The sequence below is a fragment of the Lysobacter sp. CA196 genome (assembly GCF_052078695.1).
Lineage (GTDB): Bacteria > Pseudomonadota > Gammaproteobacteria > Xanthomonadales > Xanthomonadaceae > Lysobacter.
Genome location: NZ_JBQJIN010000002.1, coordinates 265,368 through 284,867 on the forward strand (window position 1 = coordinate 265,368; position 19,500 = coordinate 284,867).

General features: G+C 67.8%; 16 protein-coding genes and 1 riboswitch. Of the genes, 8 read left to right on the top strand and 8 right to left on the bottom strand.

The genetic code is table 11. The features are described 5' to 3' along the window. Positions 1-285: 285 nt before the first annotated feature. Positions 286-933, top strand: a complete 648-nt coding sequence (locus ACTOWK_RS03825; RefSeq protein ID WP_441328859.1) for a hypothetical protein — start codon at positions 286-288, stop codon at positions 931-933. A 30-nt stretch (positions 934-963) separates the two neighbouring features. Here the strand turns inward: ACTOWK_RS03825 and cysK are convergent, their stop codons facing one another. Next, positions 964-1,920 carry a cysteine synthase A gene (gene cysK, locus ACTOWK_RS03830; RefSeq protein ID WP_441328860.1) on the bottom strand — a complete coding sequence of 319 codons (957 nt, stop codon included), beginning with the start codon at positions 1,918-1,920 and terminating at the stop codon, positions 964-966. A 330-nt stretch (positions 1,921-2,250) separates the two neighbouring features. On the opposite strand from cysK, the gene ACTOWK_RS03835 reads away from it, so the two are divergent. From ACTOWK_RS03835 to ACTOWK_RS03855, 5 genes are all read left to right on the top strand, one after another. After that, on the top strand, positions 2,251-3,357 hold the full coding sequence (locus ACTOWK_RS03835; RefSeq protein WP_441328861.1) for an efflux RND transporter periplasmic adaptor subunit: 1,107 nt from the start codon (positions 2,251-2,253) through the stop codon (positions 3,355-3,357). Continuing rightward, on the top strand, positions 3,350-3,589 hold the full coding sequence (locus ACTOWK_RS03840) for a hypothetical protein (RefSeq protein ID WP_441328862.1): 240 nt from the start codon (positions 3,350-3,352) through the stop codon (positions 3,587-3,589). Before ACTOWK_RS03835 ends, ACTOWK_RS03840 begins: the two co-directional genes overlap by 8 nt. Continuing rightward, positions 3,586-6,711: an efflux RND transporter permease subunit gene (locus ACTOWK_RS03845; RefSeq protein WP_441328863.1), complete on the top strand. Its 3,126-nt coding sequence runs from the start codon at positions 3,586-3,588 to the stop codon at positions 6,709-6,711. Before ACTOWK_RS03840 ends, ACTOWK_RS03845 begins: the two co-directional genes overlap by 4 nt. Positions 6,712-6,890: 179 nt before the next feature. Next, positions 6,891-7,457 carry a GNAT family N-acetyltransferase gene (locus ACTOWK_RS03850; protein ID WP_441328864.1) on the top strand — a complete coding sequence of 189 codons (567 nt, stop codon included), beginning with the start codon at positions 6,891-6,893 and terminating at the stop codon, positions 7,455-7,457. A 301-nt stretch (positions 7,458-7,758) separates the two neighbouring features. Then, on the top strand, positions 7,759-8,547 hold the full coding sequence (locus ACTOWK_RS03855; protein WP_441328925.1) for a TrmH family RNA methyltransferase: 789 nt from the start codon (positions 7,759-7,761) through the stop codon (positions 8,545-8,547). Between the two features lie 278 nt (positions 8,548-8,825). On the opposite strand, the gene ACTOWK_RS03860 is transcribed toward ACTOWK_RS03855, so the two are convergent. The 4 genes from ACTOWK_RS03860 to ACTOWK_RS03875 form a co-directional block, all read right to left on the bottom strand. Then, positions 8,826-10,238: a M28 family peptidase gene (locus ACTOWK_RS03860; protein WP_441328865.1), complete on the bottom strand. Its 1,413-nt coding sequence runs from the start codon at positions 10,236-10,238 to the stop codon at positions 8,826-8,828. A 186-nt stretch (positions 10,239-10,424) separates the two neighbouring features. Next, positions 10,425-10,832 carry a large-conductance mechanosensitive channel protein MscL gene (gene mscL / locus ACTOWK_RS03865; protein ID WP_441328926.1) on the bottom strand — a complete coding sequence of 136 codons (408 nt, stop codon included), beginning with the start codon at positions 10,830-10,832 and terminating at the stop codon, positions 10,425-10,427. Positions 10,833-10,886: 54 nt separating this feature from the next. Further along, positions 10,887-11,615 carry a fumarylacetoacetate hydrolase family protein gene (locus ACTOWK_RS03870; RefSeq protein WP_441328866.1) on the bottom strand — a complete coding sequence of 243 codons (729 nt, stop codon included), beginning with the start codon at positions 11,613-11,615 and terminating at the stop codon, positions 10,887-10,889. Between the two features lie 4 nt (positions 11,616-11,619). Further along, positions 11,620-11,958 carry a hypothetical protein gene (locus tag ACTOWK_RS03875; RefSeq protein WP_441328867.1) on the bottom strand — a complete coding sequence of 113 codons (339 nt, stop codon included), beginning with the start codon at positions 11,956-11,958 and terminating at the stop codon, positions 11,620-11,622. A 68-nt stretch (positions 11,959-12,026) separates the two neighbouring features. On the opposite strand from ACTOWK_RS03875, the gene ACTOWK_RS03880 reads away from it, so the two are divergent. Further along, entirely contained in the window at positions 12,027-12,395 is a 369-nt protein-coding gene (locus ACTOWK_RS03880) for a Rieske (2Fe-2S) protein (RefSeq protein WP_441328868.1), read from the top strand. Positions 12,396-12,662: 267 nt separating this feature from the next. Here the strand turns inward: ACTOWK_RS03880 and ACTOWK_RS03885 are convergent, their stop codons facing one another. The 3 genes from ACTOWK_RS03885 to ACTOWK_RS03895 all read right to left on the bottom strand — a co-directional run bounded on the left by ACTOWK_RS03885 (position 12,663) and on the right by ACTOWK_RS03895 (position 16,191). Further along, positions 12,663-14,510 carry an SLC13 family permease gene (locus ACTOWK_RS03885; protein ID WP_441328869.1) on the bottom strand — a complete coding sequence of 616 codons (1,848 nt, stop codon included), beginning with the start codon at positions 14,508-14,510 and terminating at the stop codon, positions 12,663-12,665. Between the two features lie 144 nt (positions 14,511-14,654). After that, positions 14,655-15,395: a tRNA (guanosine(46)-N7)-methyltransferase TrmB gene (gene trmB / locus ACTOWK_RS03890; RefSeq protein WP_441328870.1), complete on the bottom strand. Its 741-nt coding sequence runs from the start codon at positions 15,393-15,395 to the stop codon at positions 14,655-14,657. Position 15,396: 1 nt separating this feature from the next. Then, positions 15,397-16,191 carry a thiazole synthase gene (locus ACTOWK_RS03895; RefSeq protein ID WP_408952747.1) on the bottom strand — a complete coding sequence of 265 codons (795 nt, stop codon included), beginning with the start codon at positions 16,189-16,191 and terminating at the stop codon, positions 15,397-15,399. Positions 16,192-16,524: 333 nt separating this feature from the next. Further along, a riboswitch (cyclic di-GMP riboswitch) is annotated at positions 16,525-16,609 on the top strand. A 45-nt stretch (positions 16,610-16,654) separates the two neighbouring features. On the opposite strand from ACTOWK_RS03895, the gene ACTOWK_RS03900 reads away from it, so the two are divergent. Next, on the top strand, positions 16,655-19,153 hold the full coding sequence (locus ACTOWK_RS03900; RefSeq protein WP_441328871.1) for a hypothetical protein: 2,499 nt from the start codon (positions 16,655-16,657) through the stop codon (positions 19,151-19,153). The last annotated feature ends 347 nt before the right edge of the window (positions 19,154-19,500 follow it).

Consider the following 19,500-nt stretch of genomic DNA (forward strand, 5'->3'; position numbering starts at 1 on the left):
GTAGGAGCGGCGCGAGCCGCGACCAACCGAAGATATGATCGAAAGCGCATCCACCGAGGCCCGGGCATCCGGCCCGGCTTTGCGAGGTTTGCGCTGTCCGTCTCGGCTTCGGGTACGGTGCTGGCGTACAACGATTCGGTTTATCGCGGCTTGCGCCGTTTCTACCCTTGGATTCGAGAGGGCATGTAGGGACGCGAGGGCCGGCGCGGTCTTGGGGTTTCTTGTAGGCTCGGTCATGCCGTCGCGTGGCGGCACCATCGACCGTTCTCGCAAGGAGGCCGAACCATGTCCGATGCCAAGGCGCCGATCATGCCGGCGCAGGTGAGCAGTCTGTTGCGCGCCAATCGCAAGATCGAGGCGATCAAGCTCGTGCTCGATGCGAATCCTGGGCTGCGTCTGCGCGAGGCCAAGGATGCGGTCGAGCGTTACGAGCGACAGCACCCCAGGGGGGCGGGCGCACAGATGGCCGAGGCCGCGCCAGCGGCTCCGCCCGGTGGATTTCCAGCGCAAGCCGAACTTGCCCTGCGCAGCGGCAACAAGATCGAGGCGGTCAAGATCGTGCGTGCGGTCTACCGGCTCGGTCTGCGCGAAGCGCTCGCGCGCGTCGATGCGCATTTGCTCGGTCAACACGCGGACGCCTCCATTACCGGCGCGGGCGCCGGCCGCAGCGACCTCCCCGCCGACGTGACGATGGCGCTGCTGCGCGGCGACCGTGCCGGCGCGCTCGTACTGCTGGAAAAGACCCACGGGCTCGCCAACGCGGAGGCGATGAAACGCGTGATCGAGCACGAACGCCAGCGCAGCAAGCGCGGCCTGGCCGGCCGTGCCGACGGCACGGTCCGGCGCGACGAAAGCAACGCCGGGATGCTGTGGTGGGCGTTGCTGATCGCCGTGGCGGTGGTGACGCTTTGGTATCTCGTGTTCCGCCACTGAGCGCGCGAGCGCCCGCGACCCGCGTGACCGTCAGCCCAGCGAGGCCAACCAGTCGTCGTCGCTGCCTTCGTTGATGCCTTCGAACAGGAAGGTGCTCAGATAACGCTCGCCGGTGTCGGGCAGCATCGCCAGGATCACCGCGCCGTGCTCGGCGGTGCGTGCGACTTCGAGCGCCGCAGCCGCGGTGGCGCCGGCCGAGATGCCGACGAAGATGCCTTCCTCCAGCGCCAGGCGGCGCGCGGTATCGCGCGCGAGCACCTCGTCGACGGTCAGCACGTCGTGGGCGGCGTCGCGATTAAGCACGGCCGGCACGAAGTCCGGGGTCCAGCCCTGGATCTTGTGCGGCTGCCAGGCGTTGCCGCTGAGCAGGGCCGCGCCGGCCGGCTCGCAGGCGGTGATGCGCACTTCCGGGCGCGCCACCCGCAGCACCTCGCCGACACCGGTGAGGGTGCCGCCGGTGCCCCAGCCGGTGACGAAATGATCGAGCCGGCGGCCGGCGAAGTCCTGCAGGATCTCGGCCGCGGTGGTGTTGCGGTGATAGGCCGGGTTGGCCGGGTTTTCGAACTGGCGGGCGAGGAACCAGCCGTGTTTCTTCGCCAGCTCCTCGGCGCGCCGGACCATGCCGCTGCCGCGTTCGGCGGCCGGGGTCAGGATGACCTTGGCGCCGTAGGCGCGCATGAGCTTGCGGCGCTCCATCGAGAAGGTTTCGCTCATGGTGGCGACGAACTTGTAGCCGAGCGCGGCGCAGACCATCGCCAGGGCCACGCCGGTGTTGCCCGAGGTCGCCTCGACCACGGTGTCGCCGGGCTTGATCAGCCCCTTGGCTTCGGCGTCGAGGATGATCGCCAGGGCCAGGCGGTCCTTGACCGAGCCGCCCGGGTTGAAGGCTTCGACCTTGGCGTACAGGCTGACGTGGGCCGGGGCGACGCGGTGCAGGCGGATCACCGGGGTGCGGCCGATGGTGTCGAGAATGCTGTCGTGGATCATGACCAGGCTCCAACGGGGGGACCCGCGGAGTATGAACTCCGTCCGTGCCGCCCGCGCCACCGCGTTGATTACGGCGATGCAACATCGGCGCGGCAATGGCCGCGGCCCAGGCCGGGGACGACGGCGCTCGGCCCGAACACGTCGTCGGGACGACTTTGCCTATACGGTGGTCAACCAATGGCCCACGCGAGCGTTAATGCTGCACCGCTAGAATCGCGCGGCTTCATTGCCGCGCCGGTTCTTGCTACCGCGCGGATCGCCTGCGCGGGCCGCACCAGCGCCCGCCAGACCCGCGCCGCCGCCCTCACGGGTAACCGTTCAGAGAACCGCATGCGACCAGTTTCCGGCCTTCGCACCTGCTGCACCCTTGCCTTCGTCCTCGTCCTGACCGCCTGCGGCAGCAAGGGCGGGGCGCCCCAGGCAGGCCAGGGCGGCGACCGTCCGATTCCGGTCACGACCGAGCCGGTGCGGCTGCGGCCGTGGAACGACACCGTGCAGGCACTCGGCAACGTCAAGGCGCGCGAGTCGATCACGGTCACCGCCAAGGTCAGCGAGATCGTCCAGGGCGTACATTTCGACAGTGGCGATCAGGTCGCCGCCGGCGAGTCCCTGGTCACCCTCAGCGGCAAGGCCCAGCAGGCGGCCCTGGCCCAGGCCGAGGCCACCGCCAAGGAAGCCGCTGCCTTGTACCAGCGCCAGAGCGAGCTGGCGGCGCAGCAGTTGATCGCGCGTTCCGCGCTCGACACCCAGCGCGCGACCCGCGACGCCACCCGCGCCCGGGTCGAGCAGATGAAGGCCGACATCGGCGACCGGGTGATCCGTGCGCCGTTCTCGGGCGTGCTGGGCATCCGCCAGGTCAGCCCCGGCTCGCTGGTCACCCCGGGCACGCCGATCGCGACCCTCGACGACACCGGCCGGGTTTATGTCGATTTCCCGGTGCCGGAAACCCAGCTGGCGCGCGTGGCCAAGGGCCAGACCGTCGAAGGCAGCAGCGCCGCCTATCCGGCCCAGCCGTTCGAGGGCGAGGTCAGCACCATCGACGCGCGCGTCGACCCGGCCACGCGCGCAATCACCGTGCGCGCCGATTTCCCCAATCCCGAGCATCGCCTGCGTCCGGGCATGCTGATGCAGGTGACCTTGTTGCAGCCCGAACGCCAGGCTTTGTTGGTGCCGGAGATCGCGGTGGTGCAGGTCGGCACCGACTCCTACGTGTTCCGGGTCAAGCCCGACAGCACGGTCGAGCGTGCCGACATCGAAGTCGGCACACGCCGCGACGGCTTGGCCGAGATCGTCAAGGGCCTGCAAGTCGGCGACCGCATCGTGATCGACGGCACCGGCAAGCTGCGCGTCGGCAGCAAGATCCAGGCCGCCGATGCGAACGCGCCCGCGAAGCGCCAGGGCGAGCCGGCCGCGGCGAAGGGCGGCGCGAATGGCTGACTGGATGCGGTCCTTGCTGTCTTCGTTTCCGCGCAAGCCCGATGCCGGCGACCTGCGCGCCGCGGTCAAGCGCGCCCTGGACTTCCGCCTGCGCAGCGAGCCGGTGGCTCCGCCTGAAGACCTCGCCTACGACCCCGAGCAGGCTCCGGGCGGACGGCCCAAGGTCGTGCCGATCTACATAGCGCCGAAGCGCAGTGCGCCCAAACGCCGCGACGGCGGCGAGCCGCGATGAATATTTCCGATCTGTCGATCCGCCGTCCGGTGTTCGCCACCGTGATGAGCCTGCTGCTGATCACCCTGGGCGTGATGGCGTTCTCGCGCCTGACCTTGCGCGAATTGCCGGCGATCGACCCGCCGGTGGTCTCGGTCGACGTGACCTATCCCGGCGCCTCGGCGGCGGTGGTCGAGACCCGCATCACCCAGGTGCTGGAAGACGCGCTGGCCGGCATCGAGGGTATCGAGAGCATCGAATCGCGCAGCGTCAACGGACGCGCCTCGATCAGCATCGAGTTCACCCTGCAGCGCGAGATCGAGGCCGCGGCCAACGACGTGCGCGATGCGGTCAGCCGCGTGTCCAACCGCATGCCGGAAGAGGCCGACCCGCCGCAGATCGAAAAGGTCGAGAGCGACGCCGACCCGATCATGTGGCTCAACATGAGCTCCAAGCAGATGGACACGCTGCAGCTGTCCGACTACGCGGAGCGTTACGTGGTCGACCGCCTGTCCTCGGTCGACGGCGTGGCCCAGGTCCGCATCGGCGGCCAGCAGCGCTATGCGATGCGCATCTGGCTCGACCAGGACGCGCTGGCGGCGCGCGACATCACCGTCAACGAAGTCGAAGCCGCGCTCGGTGCCGAGAACGTCGAACTGCCGGCCGGGCGCATCGAATCGCAGACGCGCGACTTCACCCTGCGGGTCGCGCGCAGCTATCAAAAGCCCGAGGACTTCGCCCAGATTCCGCTGAAGAAGGGCGCCGACGGCTATGTCGTGCGGCTCGGCGACGTCGCCAAGATCCAGCTCGATTCGGCCGAACGCCGCGCCTACTACCGCAGCAACGGCGAGCCGAACATCGGCCTGGGCATCGTCAAGACCTCGACCGCGAACAGCCTCGACGTGGCCCGCGCGATCCGCGCCGAGGCCGACAAGATCCGCCCCGGCCTGCCGGACGGCACCAATATCTTCGTCGCCTTCGACACCACCATCTTCATCGAGTCGGCGGTCGAGCGCGTGTACCACACGCTGGCCGAAGCGGTGATCCTGGTATTGATCGTGATCTGGCTGTTCCTCGGCAGTTTCCGCGCCGCGCTGATCCCGGCGGTGACCGTGCCGGTGTGCCTGATCGCCGCCTTCATCCCGCTGTACGCCTTCGACTTCTCGATCAACCTGCTGACCTTGCTGGCGCTGGTGTTGTGCATCGGCCTGGTGGTCGACGATGCGATCGTGGTGCTGGAGAACATCCAGCGCCGCGCCGACCTCGGCGAACCTAAGCTGGTCGCCGCCGCGCGCGGCACCAAGCAGGTCGCGTTCGCGGTGATCGCGACCACTGCGGTGCTGGTCGCGGTGTTCCTGCCGATCGGCTTCATGGAAGGCAACACCGGGCGCTTGTTCCGCGAATTGTCGGTGGCATTGGCTGGCGCGGTGGCCTTGTCGGCCTTCGTCGCGCTGACCCTGACGCCGATGATGTCGTCGAAATTCGTGCGGCCGCACAGCGAAGAGAAATCCAACCCGGTCAACCGCTGGGTCAATGCGCGCCTGGACGGCGTGAGCCGGCGCTACAAGGGCCTGCTCGATCACACCGTCGAGCGGCCATGGTTGTTCGGCGTGCTGATGCTGATCGCGCTGGCGCTGAGCTTCGGTCTGTTCAAGCTGGTGCCGTCGGAACTGGCGCCGCAGGAAGACCGCGGCTCGTTCCAGGTGTCGATCATCGGCCCGGAAGGCGCCGGCTACGACTACACGGTCAAGCAGGTGCAGCAGGTCGAGAAGATCATCGCCTCGCACACCGGGCCGGACCAGACCATCCAGCGCTACAACCCGCGCGTGCCCGGCGGTTTCGGCGCCAGCGAGGAAATGCACACCGGCCGCATCGCGGTGTTCCTGCAGGACTGGGACAAGCGCGACGTCAGCACCTCCGACGTGGCCGACGGCCTGCGCAGCGAACTCGGTCAACTGACCGGCGTGCGTGCGCTGCCGCAGGTCGGCGGCGGCCTGGTGCGCACGCGCGGGCAGCCGATCCAGATCGTGCTCGGCGGCCCCGAATACGTCGAACTGGCGAAGTGGCGCGACCGCCTGCTGGCGCGCATCGAGCAGAACAAGGGCTTGTTCTCGGTCGATTCGGACTACAAGGAAACCCGACCGCAGATGCGCGTGGAGATCGACCGCCAGCGCGCCGCCGACCTCGGCGTCAGCGTCACCGACATCGGCCATTCGCTGGAAACCATGATGGGTTCGCGGCGCGCCACCACCTTCGTGCAGAACGGCGAGGAATACGACGTGATCGTGCAGGCCGGACGCGAAGTGCGCGCCTCGCCGGCCGACCTGGCCGCGATCCAGGTGCGCGCCCGCGACGGCGGCCTGGTGCCGCTGTCGAACCTGGTCACGCTGAAAGAGCTGGCCGAGCCGGGCAGCCTCAACCGCTTCAACCGCCTGCGTGCGATCACTGTCAGCGCGGGCCTCGCGCCGGGCTACACCATGGGCGAGGCGATCACCTGGCTCAACCAGGTGGTCGAGGAAGAACTGCCGGAGCAGGCGCAGATCGACTGGAAGGGCGAGTCGCGCGAATACCAGAAGGCCGGCGGCGCGGTGCTGATGACCTTCACCCTGGCGCTGCTGGTCGTGTACCTGGTGCTGGCGGCGCAGTTCGAGAGCTTCATCCATCCGTTCGTGATCATGCTGACCGTGCCGCTGGGCGTGCTCGGCGCCTTGCTCGGCCTGTGGATGACCGGCGGCACGCTGAATCTGTTCAGTCAGATCGGCATCGTCATGCTGGTCGGCCTGGCGGCGAAGAACGGCATCCTGATCGTCGAGTTCGCCAACCAGTTGCGCGACGAGGGCCGCAGCATCCACGCCGCCATCGTCGAGTCCTCGGCGGTGCGCCTGCGTCCGATCCTGATGACCTCGATCGCGACCGTAGTCGGTGCAGTGCCCCTGGTCCTGGCCGGCGGCCCGGGCTCGGCGAGCCGGGCGACGATCGGCATCGTGGTGATCTTCGGCGTGTCGTTCTCGACTCTGTTGTCGCTGTTCATCGTGCCGGCGTTCTACGTCCTGCTCGCGCGCTACACCAAGTCGCCCGAAGCGGTCGCGCACGAGCTGGAGAAGCTGGAAAAGGAAACCCCGCAGGCCGGCGGTCACGCTTGATCGGGTGAGCCCGTCCGCCTCCGGGTTGGACGCACCGCTTCAGGGTAGGAGCGGCGCGAGCCGCGACCGCGGGGCTTCGGCTACGACGCAGGTCGCGGCTCGCGCCGCTCCTACCCTGAGAGCGGCTCCCCCAGCACCCCGGTTTCCGCCCGCCAAGGGTGATGCAGTACGCTATCGCCATGAACGCCGCTCCCTTATCCGACCCGGGCGATATCCGCCTGCTTGGCGAAGGCTTCGTCCTGCGCCACTGGCGGCCCGACGACCTCGACAGCCTGGTCGAACACGCCAACGACGAACACGTCTCGCGTTCCACCAGCGATCGTTTTCCCTATCCCTATACCCGTGAAGACGGCGAACGCTTCCTGTCCGGCAAGGTGGTCGACCTCACCGCCCCGGTGTTCGCGATCGAAGTCGACGGCCGCGCCTGCGGCGGCATCGGCGTGCGTGCCGGCCAGGGCGAGCGCGGCCACAGCGCCGAGCTCGGCTACTGGCTCGGGCGCGCGCTGTGGAACACCGGCCTGATGACGCGCGCGGTCGGCGTATTCGCGCCCTGGGTCATGCGCGAGCTGTCCCTGTACCGCTTGTGCGCGACGGTGCTTGACCACAACCCGGCCTCGGCGCGGGTGTTGCTGAAGAACGGTTTCGAAGAAGAAGGCGCGCAACGCTGCGCCGTGTTCAAGCGCGGGCAACTGCACGACCTGCGGGTGTTCGCCAAGGCAAGAAGGAGTCTCGACGATGCGACGTGATCCCCCGCGCGGTCCGCGCCCCCCCATCGCTCCGGGACAGAGCCCCTGGCGCACCGGTCCGCGTCGCGACGACGAACCGCGCCCGCGGCGCGAGCCCAATGCGCACAGCGGCACGGGCCCGGTCGAATCGCCGCCGTCGCCTTATCGCGGCGGACATGCGCACGCGCATCCGCATTCGCGTTCGGAACGGCGCGAGCAACGCACCCAACATGCCGGCGAGACGCGCCCGCCGCGCGAGCGGGCACGGCCGGAACGCCACGAGCGCGACGAGCGGGTCTATCGCCAGCGCGACGAGGCCGACCTGCGTCAGCCGCTCGGCGACGAGATGTTCGAGGCGCCGCATCCGCAACGCGCGCGCCGCGACGTCGAGCTGCGCCTGTACGGCCTCAATGCGATCCGCGCGGTGTTCGCGCGCCGGCCGCAGGCGATCCGCAAACTGTATCTGAGCGGCAACCGCATTCCCGCCCTGCAGCCTCTGCTGGCGTGGTGCGTGGCCAATCGCGTCGGCTATCGCGTGGTCGAGGAAACCGACCTCGACAAGCTCGCGGCAAGCGGCCACCACGAAGGCGTGGTCGCCGACGTGTTGCGCGAGGAGCCGGCTTCGTTGTCGGAATGGCTGCGCGAATTGCCGGAAGGCCCGCAGCTGGCGATCTGGCTCGACGGCGTCGGCAACCCGCACAACCTCGGCGCGATCCTGCGTTCGGCCGCGCACTTCGGCGTCGCCGCGGTGCTGATGCCGAAGGATTCCACCCTCGCTCTGTCGGGCGCCGCCGCGCGCGTCGCCGAAGGCGGCGCGGAAGCGGTGCCGATGGTGCGCATGGGCCGCAGCGACAACGCATTGACGCAGCTGCGCGGCGCCGGTTTCGCCTTGGCGGCGACGGTGGTGTCCGGTGGCGACAACGCTTTCGCGACCCAGTTGCCGCAGCGTTTGGTCTACGTGTTGGGCGCGGAAAGCGAAGGCATGGACCGCGACCTCGTCGCCGCCTGCGATCTGCGTTTGTCGATTCCCGGCAGCGGCAAGGTCGAAAGTCTCAACGTCGCCGCGGCGACCGCGGTGCTGCTGGCGGCCTGGACTGCGCGTAGCGCATAGCCCGTAGGGGGCGAGCGCTCTTATCCCTTACTTTCAAGCAGGGGCAGAAGCCCCTCACCCTAACCCTCTCTTGCAAGAGGGAGAGGGGACTGAGCCCGCATCGTTGCCGGGCTAGCGACACCGCGGCCGCACGCGAGACCAAGCCCTGAGCCTGGCATCTGGATCAAGCCAACGACACCGCCGATCCCGCGCGATTCAAAGCCCCTCTCCCGCGTGCGGGAGAGGGGTTCGGGCGAGGGCGCCAGATTGAGTCGCAAACAGCAGAAGCGGTGCCGCCCTCACTCCTCCGGCGGCGTGACCGGCTTGGCTTCGCTGCCGAAATCGCCGTCGGCCGAGGCGGCCAGGTAGGCGAACACCGCATACGCCGCGACGTTCTGCGCCAGCGCCTTCGGGTCGATCTTGTCGAGGGTGTCGTCGGGGGTGTGGTGGTAGTCGAAGTAGTCGCTGCCGTCCTGGGCCAGGCGCGCCCAGGCCAGGCCTTGCGCGGCGAACGGCGAGATGTCCGGGCCCGGACCGCCCTTGCCCGGCGTGTGTTCGATGCCGAGCGGTGCCAGGGCTTCGGCGATCTGCTTGTCGGCGACCTGCGCGTGCGCCGGCGCCGAACTCGAATACGCGTAGATGCGTCCCGCGCCGAAATCGCTCTCGGCGCCGATCTGGTGCTGCTTGACCTGCGCGGCGTGCTTGAGCGCGTAGGCCTTGCCGCCGTACAGACCCTGCTCTTCGTTGGCGAAGGCGATCACCCGGATGCTGCGCGCCGGGCGCAGCTTGCTCTGGCCGATCAGCTTGCCCGCGGCCATGGTCAGGCCGACGCCGGCGCCGTCGTCGATCGCGCCGGTGCCGAGGTCCCACGAGTCCAGATGACCGCCGATCACCACGACTTCCTCGGGCTTGCTCTTGCCGCGGATCTCGCCGATGACGTTGTGCGAGGTCGCTTCGCCGTCCCAGCCGCAATCCAGGGCGACGCGCACCCGCACCGGGCCGAGCGCGCTCAGGCGGGCCAGTTGGTCGGCGTCGGGCGCGGCCAGCGCGGCCGACGGAATCGGGGTCAGGCCGTCGTCGAAGCGGGTGATGCCGGTGTGCGGGTTGCGGTGCGAGTCGGTGCCGGCCGAACGCATCAGATAGGCGCTGGCGCCCGCGCGGATCGCCGCCGACGGGCCGCGGCTGCGCACGCGTCCGCCCGGGCCGTAGCCGGCGCCGTCTTTCGCGCGCTCCATGCGGTAATCGATGAAGGCGATCTTGCCCTTGAGCGAACCGGCCGGCGCGGCTTCCAGCGCGGCGAGGTCGGCGAAACGCACGATCTCGCCTTCGACCTTGCCGGCGGGGCTGCCGCCCAGCGCGGTCAGGTTCAGCGGCTGGCGGTGCTCGCCGAGCACTTCGGCCTGCTCGCTGCGGCGTTCCCACTTCGGAAACGTCACCGGCTCCAGCCAGACCTTGTCGAAGCCGAGTTCGCGGAACTTGGCTTCGGCCCACTTCACCGCGCGCGCATCGGCTTCGCTGCCGGCCAGGCGGGGGCCGACCTCGGTGGTCAGCGACTCGGTGATGCGATAGCCCAGGTCGCTGGCCAGCGCGCTTTCGCGCAATTCGCCGGCCGCGGCGACGGCGGCCTCGGGGATGCGCGTTTCGCGCGGGGCGGCCACGGCGGAGCCGACGAACAACACAGCAGCGATCGCTGCCCACAACGGTGCGCGCATCCCCAACTCCCTGATCTGGAAAGTAACGGAGGCCGCCTGGAACCAGGCGGCCGGAAAAGACGAAGCCGCGAGCTTAGCAACCCGCGGCTTCGTCTCTATCTGTCGCAAGTCACGTTGGACTTGAGGGTTTTTTGTCGTTGCCTATCGCCACGTTTGAGGCACTTTGCCGCAACGGGCGAAGCGTTCTCACTTCTTCAGCGAATCGCGGATCTCGCGCAGCAGCACGATGTCCTCGGGCGTCGCCGCCGGCGCCGCGTCGGCGGGCTTGCGGACCTTGTTGTAGGCCTTGAGGAACAGGAAGATCACGAACGCGATCAGGACGAAGTCGATCGCGGTCTGCAGGAACGCGCCGTACTTGATCGCGACTTCGGCCGCGACTTCCTTGCCGGCGGCATCCAACTGCGCCGCGGTCAGTACGTACTTGGCGTCGCCGAGGTTGACCCCGCCGCTCAGGTAACCGATGACCGGCATGACGATGCCGTCGACCAAGGCGGTGACGATCTTGCCGAAGGCCGCGCCGATCACCACACCGACGGCCAGATCGACCACGTTGCCGCGCGCTATGAACTCTTTGAACTCGCTGATCATGCCCATCCGCATGTTCTCCCTGGTTGACGACATGAATGCGGCGCCGCAGCGCCGAGGCGACTATAGCGGTGCCGGGATGATGTGTCCGTGCAGTTCGGCCACGCCTTCGAGCACGGCGTGATAACGGTCGCCGGGCAGCAAGGGGCCGACGCCGGAGGGCGTGCCCATGTAGATCAGGTCGCCGGCGCGCAGCGCGTACAGCCGCGACAGCTCGTGCAGGATCTCGGGCACGTCCCAGACCAGGTCGGCGAGCGTGCCGCGCTGGCGGACTTCGCCGTTCACGGCCAGGCTCAGGGCGCGTGCGCCGAGTTCGCCGACGTCGGCGACCGGCACGATCGCGCTGATCGGTGCGGCATGATCGAAGGACTTGCCGGTGTCCCAGGGCAACCCCTTGGCCTTGGCCTGCGATTGCAGGTCGCGGCGGGTCAGGTCCAGGCCGACCGCATAGCCGTAGATCAGCGCCTGGGCGTCGGCGACGGCGAGTTCGCCGGCCGGCGCATCGCGACCGATCGCGACCACCAGCTCGACCTCATGGTGCAGGTCGTCGGTGCCGGGCGGGTAGGGCACGGCTTCGCCGAGTTCGATCGCGTCGTGCGGCTTGAGGAAGAACACCGGCCGGCCGCGATCGGCGGCCGAGGTCGGTACGGCCGCGCCCATTTCGCGTGCGTGTTCGGCGAAGTTGCGCCCGACGCAGTAGACGCGGCGGACCGGGAACGTGGTGCCGTCGGCGATATCGGCGCCGCGGACCGGAATGCGGGTGTGCGGCGGTGCCGCGATCGCGTCGCTCATGCGTTCAGTGGGTGGAAGAAGTAGGGGGGCGATGGTCGAGCCGGGCCGCGTCGACGACGCGGAACTCGCCTTCGACGATGTCGTGGCCGTGCGTGTCGCGATGCGCCATCGGCTTGCCGCGGCGCTTCCAGAATTTGTAGGCGAGGCCGACGGCGATCATCGCCGCGCCGACCACCACACTGAACATCACCAGCAGCGCCAACAGCCCGAGCCCGATCACGCCGAGCACGAAACGCAGGATGCGGTGACGCGGTTTGCGCGGCTCGAAAGCGGTGCGCACGCGCGACTGGAACGCATTCCATTGCGGTCGGTGATCGGAGAATCGGAAGGTCTGGGCAAACATTTAGGGTGTCGTGAGACAATGCGGCAAACGCCGGACACAGGAGTATCGTTCCAGGCATGGACGAGGGTGTGAGAAGTTCGTTAAATCATCCCGGCGCAGGCGGCAACGCAGCGTTGCCCCTGATCGCGCTGGAGCGCCTGGCCGACGGCGCGTTCGCCGAGGTCGAAGCGACCCTGGACGGCGACGCCGAGTCGTTGCTGCTGTACCGCGACGGCGAGGCCGTACGCGCCTGGTTGAATATTTGCCCGCATGCCGGCCGCCGTCTCGACTGGGCGCCGGGCCAGTTCCTCAAGAGCAAGGACGGCCTGCTGGTCTGCGCCGCGCATGGCGCGAGTTTCGAATTGCAAGGCGGCCAGTGCGTCGCCGGCCCCTGCCGCGGCGAAGCGCTGCGCGCGGTCGCGGTGACGGTGCGCGACGGAGCGGTGTGGTTGGGCTGAGGCTGGGTTGGTGGTCGGTGGCTAATAGCTAACAGCAAATCCCCCTACCTCCCTCAACAAAGGGGGGGCCAAGCAGGTTCGAAGGGGCAGGCAGTTGCGGGCTCTGGTCGGACCGCTGGCGGTCTGCTCATGCTTAAGGCGAGTGAGCGACCTTGGGCGAGCTGCCGAGCTCATGCGATCCAACCGGGTGCATTCCCCCCTTTGTTGAGGGGGGCAGGGGGGATTTGCTTCTTCGGCCACCGCACCGGAGCTGCGGCGTCTGCGAGGTCACTTTCCCCAAAACAACAAATTCACCATCAACACCGTCACCACGGTGTAGATCAGCGACAGCGGGCCGCCGATGCGCCACAGCTCTTTGCCGGTGTAACCGGCCGGGCCGGTGATCATCGAAATCACCGGGTTCGAGGCGGTCATGAAATTGTTCGATGCCGACAACGCCACGATCAGGGCGAAGGCGGTCGGGTTGCCGCCGGCGGCGAGGGCGAGGTTGACCGCGAGCGGCACCACCACGATGGTCGCGCCGACATGGCTGATGACCAACGAGAACATCGTCGTCAGCAAGCCGATGAAGATCTCCAGCAACCACACCGGCGTGCCCGCCGGCAGGCGCTCGATGGTGTGGCCGGCGATCCACGCCGCCGCGCCGCTGGAATCCATCGCCCAGCCCAATGGAATCAGGCAGGCCATCAGGAATACGGTCTTCCAGTTGATCGCTGCGTAGGCTTCGTCGATGTTGATCACGCCGGCGATCAGCATGCCGGCCACGCCGGTCATCAGCGCGATCGACACCGGCAGGCGCGAGGACAGCGCCAGCAGCATCGCCACGGCGAAGATGGTCAGCGCGAGCTTGAGCTTGTGCGGGCGCTGCTCGCCCTTCGGGTAGTCGGTGACCACGACCAGGTCCTTGCTCGCCGCGGCGGTCGCCAGGTCGGTCCAGATGCTGTGGAACACCAACATGTCGCCGGCGCGCATCGGCACGGTGCGCACGTTGTCGCGCAACACGCTCTTGTCGCGGTTGATCGCCAGCAGGCTCAGGCCGGATTGCTTGCGCAGGTGCAGATCGCCGGCGGTCTTGCCGATATAGCCGGACGTCGCCGGTACCACCGCTTCGGAAATGCCGGCGCGGCTCGGGTTGAACAGGTCGGCGAAGTTGCGCAGGCGCGAAGACAACCGCAGGAATTGGTTCTGGGCGAAATCGGCGACCTGCTGCTTCGGCCCCATCGCGCCGAGCACGCTGCCGACCCAGATGCGGGTGTCGGCCGGCGGCGCCAGGCGCGCTTCGCCGTCGCTCTTGAGTGCGAGCAGCAGGGGCGCGCCGCGCAGGGCCTCGGCCTCGCCGAGCGACATGCCGACCAGCGGACTGTCGGCGGTGACGGTCATTTCGTAGACGTCGCCCTCGATGCCGTAGGCCTTGGCGAAATAGCTCTGGGTGCGCGCCGGCGTGGCGCCCTTGTCGCTGTCGTCGCGCAGCAGTTTGTCGCCGAAGAAGTGGAAATACGCCAGCGAGGCGACCAGCAGGGCGATGCCGATCGGCAGCGGCGCGAACATCTTCAACGGCTCGATGGTCGCCGCGCCCGAGGGCAGGTTGCTGTTGGCGTTGAGCAGCAAATCGTTGAGCAGGATCAGCGGCGAGTTGCCGACCATGGTCAGGGCGCCGCCCATGACGATGGCCGCGGCGATCGGCAGCAGCAGGCGCGGCAGCGACAGGCCGGTGCGCGAGGACAGACGCGAGGCGACCGGCATGTACAGCGCCATCACCGACGGGTTCTGCATGAAGGAGGAGTTGAGCCCGGCCACCGCGGTGGTCAGCAACAGCAACCGTTGCTCGACGCCGTGCGCGCGCCGCAGCAGCCAGGCGGCGAGGCGGTTGAGCGCGCCGGTGCGGTCGAGTCCGGCGCCGAGGATCATCGTGGCGATGATGCTGATGACCGCGTTGCCCGAGAAACCGTTGAACAGTTCGTCGGGTTCGACCAGGCCCGACAGGCCCAGCAGCACCAGCACGACCAGGGCGACGACGTCGGCGCGGATGCGCTCGAACAGGAACATCGCCATCGTGAAGACCACCAGCCCGAGGACGAGCTTCATGTCGGTGGTGAGCGCGAGGGCGGTGTCCATCAGGGCCGGGAGTCGGGATTCGTGAGCAGGGACGTGAACCGCGGTGAGTCGGAAAAGCACGAGCGAAGCAAGGCATCACGACCGGATTCGGCGTCGGCTGCATGGTGCGGATGTCCGGCGGTTCGCATCCCTGATCCCGAATCCCTAAGCCTGGCTCTTGTCGTACAGCAGATCCCAGACGCCGTGGCCGAGTTTCTGGCCGCGGGTCTCGAAGTGCGTTTGCGGACGCCACGGCGGCCGGGCCACGCTGCCGCGCGGGCCCGCGCGGTTGACCAGGCCTGCGGTCGCATCGAGCACGTCCCACATCTGTTCGGCATAGTCCTGCCAATCGGTGGCGAGGTGCAAGCGACCGTCGGGCGACAGCTTGCGCACCAGCAGGTCGGCGAACGCGGGTTGGACCAGGCGGCGCTTGTTGTGGCGCTTCTTGTGCCACGGGTCCGGGAAATAGATGCGGACCTCGTCGAGCGAGGCGTCGGCGACTTCGTGGTTCAACACTTCGACCGCGTCGTGGTGATACAGGCGGACATGATCGCTGCCGTCTTCGGCCAGGGCATTCAACAGGCGGCCGACGCCGGGGGCGTGGACTTCGATGCCGATCAGGTCGCGCTCGCGGTCGTGCTGGGCGGCGAAGCGCAGGGCCTCGCCGTTGCCAAAACCGATTTCGAGCACGCGCTTGGCGCTGCGGCCGAAGATTTCGTGGTAATTGCGCGGCGAGCCCTGGTAGTCGATGCCGAAGCGCGGCCACAACTCGTCGAAGGCGCGCTGCTGGGCCGGGGTGAAGCGGCCCTGGCGTAGGACGAAGCTGCGCACCTGGCGCCGGCCTTCTTCGACGGTGAACGGTTTCGGCGGAGTTTTCGCGCCATCACTGGAGAACGGGTCGGTCATGTCAGCCGATCAACCCGTCCACCGGGCTCGACGCGCTGGCGTAGCGCTTGCGCGGGATGCGGCCGGCCTTGAACGCGGCGCGGCCGGCCTCGATCGCCAGCTTCATCGCATGCGCCATCAGGATCGGGTCGCGGGCGCCGGCGATGGCGGTGTTCATGAGCACGCCGTCGCAACCCAGCTCCATCGCGATGGCCGCGTCCGAGGCGGTGCCGACGCCGGCGTCGACCAGGATCGGCACCTTCGCGTTCTCGATGATCTCGAGCAGGTTGTACTTGTTCTGCACGCCCAGGCCCGAGCCGATCGGCGCGGCCAACGGCATCACTGCCACACAGCCGATCTGCTCCAGGCGCTTGGCCAGGATCGGGTCGTCGGAGGTGTAGACCATGACGTCGAAGCCGTCCTTGACCAGGATCTCGGCCGCGGCCAGGGTCTGGACGACGTCGGGGAACAGCGTGCGCTGGTCGCCGAGCACTTCGAGCTTGACCAGCTTATGGCCGTCGAGCAGCTCGCGGGCGAGGCGACAGGTGCGCACGGCGTCGTCGGCGGTGTAGCAGCCGGCGGTGTTGGGCAGCAGGGTGTAGCGGTCCGGCGGCAGCACGTCGAGCAGGTTCGGCTCGCCCGGGTTCTGGCCGATATTGGTGCGGCGGATGGCGACGGTGACGATCTCGGCGCCGGCGGCTTCGGTCGCCAGGCGGGTTTCGTCGAGGTCCTTGAACTTGCCGGTGCCGGTCAACAGGCGCGAGCGGTAGGTTTTGCCGGCGATGACCAGCGGATCGGATAAGGCGTTGTTCGTCATCGGTGAATTATGTCGGATAACGCCGTGCGCTTGGACCCCGCGCGGTTCGCCGTTTCACCCGGCGTGCGGTTTTCGCCGCCGCCGCCGCGGCGCGCCCGGCAGGGCGGCGAGGGTGTCGCCGTAAAACGCGGTTCGGGGCGTTACCCGGCCGTCCCTGCACCATTCATCTAGGACGGCGACCGTTCGTCGCCGGATGATTAAAATGTGATTGAAATCACATTTTGAAGCGTATATTGGCCGGCAAGCGGTACTGGGCGGCGCTGAAGTTTCGCGACGCATCGATCATCGCCTGCGGCGTCCGCTGGGGAAGCGGGCGCTGCGCCGTCAAACGGGACTCGAAAAAGGCACAACCGGTGCGAGCCGGCGTCGCAAAGCCACGGGTGCCGACCTCCGGGTCAGGCATGGCCGAGCTACCGAGCGCGAAGAACAGGGTGCTTTGCCACCCCGCTCACGGAGTTCTGACATGTCCACCACTCGACGTTGGCGTCCGTTGCTTGCAACGGCGCTCTTGCTCGCTACCGCCGCCGCCTTGCCCTCCGTGGCTTGGGCGGCTTCGGTGCAGCCGACGACCTACCCTGGCAATTTCACCAGTTGCGACGACCTGCCTGGTGTCGCCAACTGGGCGGGGCTCGGCGGCAGTACCGGCAGTGCGCCGGTCAATGGCCAAAGCTACAACCTAGGTTCGCCTGGCCAGACCATCACCTTCAACTACACCCCTCCGGATCAGAACCAGTACATCGGTTTTACCTCGACCGTGCCGATGGACTACATCGTGGTCAAGGGCGGCAACGCTTATAACGTGTTCGCCTACAACCCCGGCGTTACCTCCGACACGAACCTCTATTCGCCCGACAACGGCAGCGGTCAGCCCGCCGGCGTAAGCCACGTCACCTACTGCTTCCTGCCCAAGCCCACCGGCGAGAAAACCGCCACGGCGAGCTGGAAGCGCTATACCGACTGGCAGATCGACAAGAGCGTCACGCCCACCAACATCGTGATGTTCGACGGCGACAGCCACCAGGTCGAATACACCGTGTCGGCTACCGCGACCACCCGCGGCATGTACCGCGTCGCCGGCGCCATTACCGTCAAGGACCCGTTCGACTTCGGTTGGAAAGCGACGGCTGTCGTCGACACCATGCAGTTCAACAACAGCGCGACCCAGTTCCAGCTGAGTTGGACCTCGCAGGGCGGCGACACCGACACCCTGGCCTGCGTCAAGCCGGCCGCGAATCCGGACAAGATCATCCTGACCTGCGATTACGCGTTCGACTTGAGCAGCAACACCCATCCGTTCTTGCTCACCGCCAGCGGAGGCGTCAATGCCGCCGGCATCACCAGCGAGCGTAACGGCGGCACCTACACCTTCGTGGCCTCGGCCGCGTTCTCGATCCCGGCGAACCCGGCCGAGAGCTACGGCGACACGTTCTCGATCAACGACTCGATCCTGCCCAATAACCCGGACCATGTGTTCAACCTGGGCAGCGGGCCGTACGTGTGGACGTATCCGCGTCCGTCGCCGTTCGTGTGCGGCGCCGATCAGGGCCAGCACAACAACACCGCGACCGGTACCTGGAGCACCAGCGCCAGCACCAACGCCACGGCCAGCGACTCGGCCTCGGTCAACGTCGCCTGCAGGACTGTCGCGATCAGCAAGACCGCGCAGACCCGCTACGACCGCGACTATGCGTGGGTTCCGGACAAGCATGTGGTGGTTTCGCCGGCCGACGCCAAGGTCGTCGGCATGCAGGGCTGCCTGCCCGATCCGATCGCCAGCGGCATCTATGCCGGTAACTTCCTGTGCGACGACGTCGACGTGCTGCTCAATGTCGGCGGCAACTACGAGACGGTCTATCGTCTCGCGGGGACCCGCAGCATCGAGTCCGAGAGCGGCTTTGCGGTCAGCGGCAGCATCATGGTCTCCTGGCCTGCCGACGCCACACCGCAGTTCAGCCCGGCCGATCCGAGCGACACTCTGCACTTCGCCGGTGGAGGCACCCAGTCGGTGTCGCCGACTTGCGACCCGCAGGGCCCGACCTCGCTCAACTGCACCTACGACGCAGCACTGAGCGGCAAGCTCGAAGGCTATAACGAGGCGAGCATCCAGCGCGTGCTGAAGTGCTACGACGCCGCCGGCAACGCCAGCGACTGCGGCTTCACGAGCTACACCTCCAACCAGGCCGCACTGGTGTACGGCTCGCCGAACGTCGAAACCGACGCCTGCGTGCAGGTCAGCGACCTGTTCAACGGCACCCCGGGCCTCAACCTCGGCGGCAGCTTCGGCTGGCTGGTCAACCCGTTGATCTGCGACAGCTTCGCCCAGTACGTCACTGGCGACATCAACCCCGATCCGGGCATCGTCAACAGCCTCGACATCTTCTCGTCGTGGATACTGCCGAGCCAGACCGGACCCGGTAACACCTGCGAGTTCATGGTTCCGAACGTGCTGACCTTGACGAACAGCGGCCAGGGCCCGTCCCTGCTCGGCGTCAACGGCAGCGACGAAGCCGTGATCAGCGTGAAGGTGCCGGAACTGTGCGCCAACACCGGATGCACCTACACCCAGGGCTATTGGAAGACCCACTCGAAGTACGGCCCCGCGCCGTATGACTCGACTTGGGCCGCGATCGGAGAAGACACGTTGTTCTTCGCCTCCGGTCAGACCTGGTACAAGGTGTTCTGGACGCCGCCGAAGGGTGGCAACGCGTACTACATCCTCGCGCACCAGTACATGGCCGCACGCCTCAACGCCGAAGCCGGCGCAGGCGCACCGTCCAACGTGCAGGCCGCGATCGCCGAAGCCACCGCATGGTTCATCGGTCGCAGCACCACCGCGCCGAAGGGCCCTGCACGCGACACCGCGATCAGGCTCGCCGGTATTCTCGGCGCCTACAACGAAGGCACCACCGGACCTGGTCATTGCTCGGTTTCGCCGGCCACCATAATCGACGGCGGCATCTGATACGCATCCGTACTTGCAACCTGTAACAGAGCCCCGGCTTCGGCCGGGGCTTTTTTATGCGCTCGTGGCGGCATCGCTCCGCCGAACGCAGGCGCCCGCCCCCTTCTGCAAAGGGGGCGAACTATCCGACGTTGACGCATCCCCCACGAAGTGTCCCCCCTTTGGAAAAGGGGGCGAACTATCCGACGTTGACGCATCCCCCACGAAGTGCCCCCCCTTTGGAAAAGGGGGGTAGGGGGATTTGCTTCTGCTCTGCAGCAGCGCGCCGCTTCGCAACTCGCAGCGAAACCGCTTGACCGATCCTGGCGCCAAGCCCCGCGCGTGCAATTACATCGATGTCTGTCACG